The 3,035-nt window shown below is 38.8% G+C and carries 4 protein-coding genes; 3 read left to right on the top strand and 1 reads right to left on the bottom strand.

Annotation, left to right across the window (positions count from 1 at the left end):
• Both IM496_RS16110 and IM496_RS16115 read left to right on the top strand, forming a co-directional pair.
• Positions 1-673, top strand: a 673-nt coding sequence (locus tag IM496_RS16110) for a Uma2 family endonuclease (RefSeq protein WP_287662540.1), incomplete at its 5' end; no start/stop codon positions are given.
• A gap of 116 nt (positions 674-789) precedes the next feature.
• Complete coding sequence (locus IM496_RS16115) at positions 790-2,211, top strand: carotenoid oxygenase family protein (protein ID WP_287662542.1); 1,422 nt, start codon at positions 790-792, stop codon at positions 2,209-2,211.
• A gap of 206 nt (positions 2,212-2,417) precedes the next feature.
• Here the strand turns inward: IM496_RS16115 and IM496_RS16120 are convergent, their stop codons facing one another.
• On the bottom strand, positions 2,418-2,636 hold the full coding sequence (locus tag IM496_RS16120; RefSeq protein WP_194014369.1) for a hypothetical protein: 219 nt from the start codon (positions 2,634-2,636) through the stop codon (positions 2,418-2,420).
• A gap of 27 nt (positions 2,637-2,663) precedes the next feature.
• Between IM496_RS16120 and IM496_RS16125 the strand changes: the two genes are divergently transcribed.
• On the top strand, positions 2,664-3,035 hold a 372-nt coding region (locus IM496_RS16125), incomplete at its 3' end, for an Rpn family recombination-promoting nuclease/putative transposase (protein ID WP_287662544.1).

Below are 3,035 nucleotides of genomic sequence, written 5' to 3' on the forward strand. Positions count from 1 at the left end.
TGATCCAGATATTGAATACCCCGATAGTGACGGTAAACCCATGGCCGATAATACCGAACAATACGAATGGATCGTTAAAATCAAAGAAAATCTTGAGATTCTCTTTGCTAATTCTCCTAACGTTTTTATTGCGGGGGATCTGCTCTGGTATCCCGTCCAAGATAAAAAAATTACTGGACCGGTTGCTCCCGATGTTATGGTAGTATTTGGTCGTCCGAAAGGAAGAAGGGGTTCCTATAAACAATGGCAAGAAGATAATATCGCTCCTCAAGTGGTCTTTGAAATTCTCTCCCCCTCTAATAGCTTAGAAGAAATGGAGCGAAAACTACTTTTTTATCAACGTTATGGAGTGGAAGAATACTATCTCTATGATCCCGATTCTCATAATTTTCAAGGATGGTGGAGACAGGAAGGACTATTAAGTTCTATACCTGAGATTAAGGGATGGGTTAGTCCTCGGTTAAATATCCGATTTGATTTGAGAGAAGATGGGTTAGAAATTTATGGTTTAGATGGTCAGAAATTTTTAAGTTCTATCGAGTTATCTCAAAGGTTAGAACAAGAGCGTCTTAAAGCTGAAGAAGCGAGTTTACAGTTAGAACAAGAGCGTCTTAAAGCTGAACGTTTAGCTGAATATATCCGTTCTCTGGGAATTGATCCCGATACTTTATAATGACATAATTGATGGGTTGTGGTAAATACTAATTAACTGGTAAACTGCCTAATTTATCGTCATTGAACCTAGTCTATGGCTATACTTAACTATGTAATCAGTAAAAAAACAAATCTATGAAAGCTTGGGCAAAATCTCTAGAAAAACCAGCAGTGGAATTTTCTGAAACGCAATTAACCTTATTATCGGGGAAAATTCCCGATGGATTGCGAGGGAGTCTCTATCGCAATGGTCCGGGGAGATTAGAAAGAGGTAAGCAAAAAGTTGGTCATTGGTTTGACGGAGATGGGGCAGTTTTAGCTGTACATTTTCATGATAAGGGAGCCAGTGCCACCTATCGTTATGTTCAGACTGCTGGTTATCAGCAAGAAAGCGCCGCTAATCAATATTTATTTCCTAATTATGGCATGAATGCCCCCGGCTTCTTTTGGAATAATTGGGGAAAAGAGGTAAAAAATGCCGCTAATACCTCGGTGTTAGCTTTACCCAATAAATTATTAGCTCTCTGGGAAGGGGGTTTTCCCCATAAATTAGATTTACAATCTTTAGAAACCCTAGGTTTAGATAATTTATCTAGCTTACAAGCAAAGGAAACTTTTTCCGCTCATCCTAAAGTAGATTTGTCCAGAGGAGAGATTTTTAATTTCGGGGTGACAATCAGTGCTAAAGTTAGTTTAAATCTCTATAAGTCTGACTCCACTGGTGAAATTATCCAGAAAAACACTTTTGATTTAGATAGATTGTCGCTGCTGCATGACTTTGTTTTAGCAGGACAGTATCTCGTCTTTTTTGTCCCACCGATAAAAGCGGATAAATTATCGATACTGTTGGGATTTAAAACTTTTAGTGATGCCATGGAGTGGCAGCCAGAATTAGGAACAAGAATACTAATTTTTGAGCGAGATTCTCTGCAATTAGTCAGTGAAAGTGTTACAGATTCATGGTTTCAATGGCACTTCGCTAATGGTTGTGTGAATGATCAAGGCAATCTTGAAATTGTTTTTGTCCGTTATGATGACTTTAAGACTAATCAATTTTTAAAAGAAGTTGCCACGGGTAAAACCGAAACTTTAGCCATCGGAAAATTAGCAAGTATCACCATCAATCCCCTATCAGCAAAGGTAATTAATCAGGAAATTCTCTCGGATTTAAGCTGTGATTTTCCCGTGGTTTCCCCGCAACTGGTGGGACAAAAATGGCAAAATACTTTTTTAGCTGTCCATCGTCCCGATAGCGATATTCGTCGGGAAATTATCGGACTTCCCGCTTGTTATAATCACTCCACAGGTAAGTTAACTATCGCTTATCTAGAAAATAACTGTTATGGCAGTGAACCGATTTTTGTCTCCGATGGTTTATCTCCAGAAACGGGATGGTTAATCGTCGTGGTTTACGACGGCAATAATCACAGCAGCCAAGTGAGAATCTATGATAGTCAGCAGTTAGAAAAAGAACCCCTTTGCTGTCTGCAATTACCCAGTGTTATCCCTCCGGGGTTTCACGGTACTTGGCAAGAAAAATCAGAAAAAGTAAGCTAAAACCTATTTATAGCGTTTTTCAGTCTGCTGAGGTACAAAAGTTATGGGTTTTAGGCAAAAGGCAAGAGGCAAAAGTCAAAAGGGAAGAAAAATATGTGTACCTCACTAGCTTAGGAAACGCTATAAATCGCTTATTCTTAGATTAGCCGAATCTCCCCCAATCCCTTTACTGTTGCAAGAGTGCAAGAGCGCAAGAGTGCCTCGTCTCAACAAGCAATTTGAATTAGGAACAGCCTAGCTTTGACGTTAGCGATCGCATCTTCGCCATGACAAGGGGTAAGATTGCTTTGGGGGGTTTTTAGTTGAAAGAGAAAGGTTAACGCGGAAAGTATCCCCCTCTCCTCGTAGGTTAAGGGGGTGAGATCATAACAATCCGTTGCCAAAACCGACTTTTCAGAATATAATAGAGAAGAGTAGTCATTCATCGCTTAGATTAGTTAAGATGACATTACATGACTAATAATATTGACCATGATCGCTTATTTAAGGAGTTAATATCCACCTTTTTTCTCGAATTTATTGAGTTATTTTTTCCTCAATTGATAGATTATTTAGATAGGGACTCGATTACTTTTTTAGACAAAGAAGTATTTACCGATGTCACAGAAGGAGAAAGGTATGAAAGCGATTTAGTCGCACAAGTTAAGTTTCGAGGAAAAGAATCTTTCTTTCTGATTCATGTAGAGGCGCAGGAAAGTTCCCGCAAGTGGTTTAACCGGCGAATGTTTACTTATTTTGCTCGCTTTCATGAGAAATTTGTCTTACCGATTTATCCGATTGTAATTTTTTCTTATTCAAAGCCAAAAAGAGCAGCGATTAGTCAA

It is taken from the genome of Microcystis sp. M049S2, from assembly GCF_020245625.1.
GTDB classification, from domain to species: domain Bacteria; phylum Cyanobacteriota; class Cyanobacteriia; order Cyanobacteriales; family Microcystaceae; genus Microcystis; species Microcystis ichthyoblabe_A.

Bases quoted from the DNA above. Each gene is read 5' to 3' on its own strand.
- IM496_RS16115 (WP_287662542.1), top strand. From the start codon at position 790: ATGAAAGCTTGGGCAAAATCTCTAGAAAAACCAGCAGTGGAATTTTCT.
- IM496_RS16120 (WP_194014369.1), bottom strand. From the start codon at position 2,636: ATGAATGACTACTCTTCTCTATTATATTCTGAAAAGTCGGTTTTGGCA.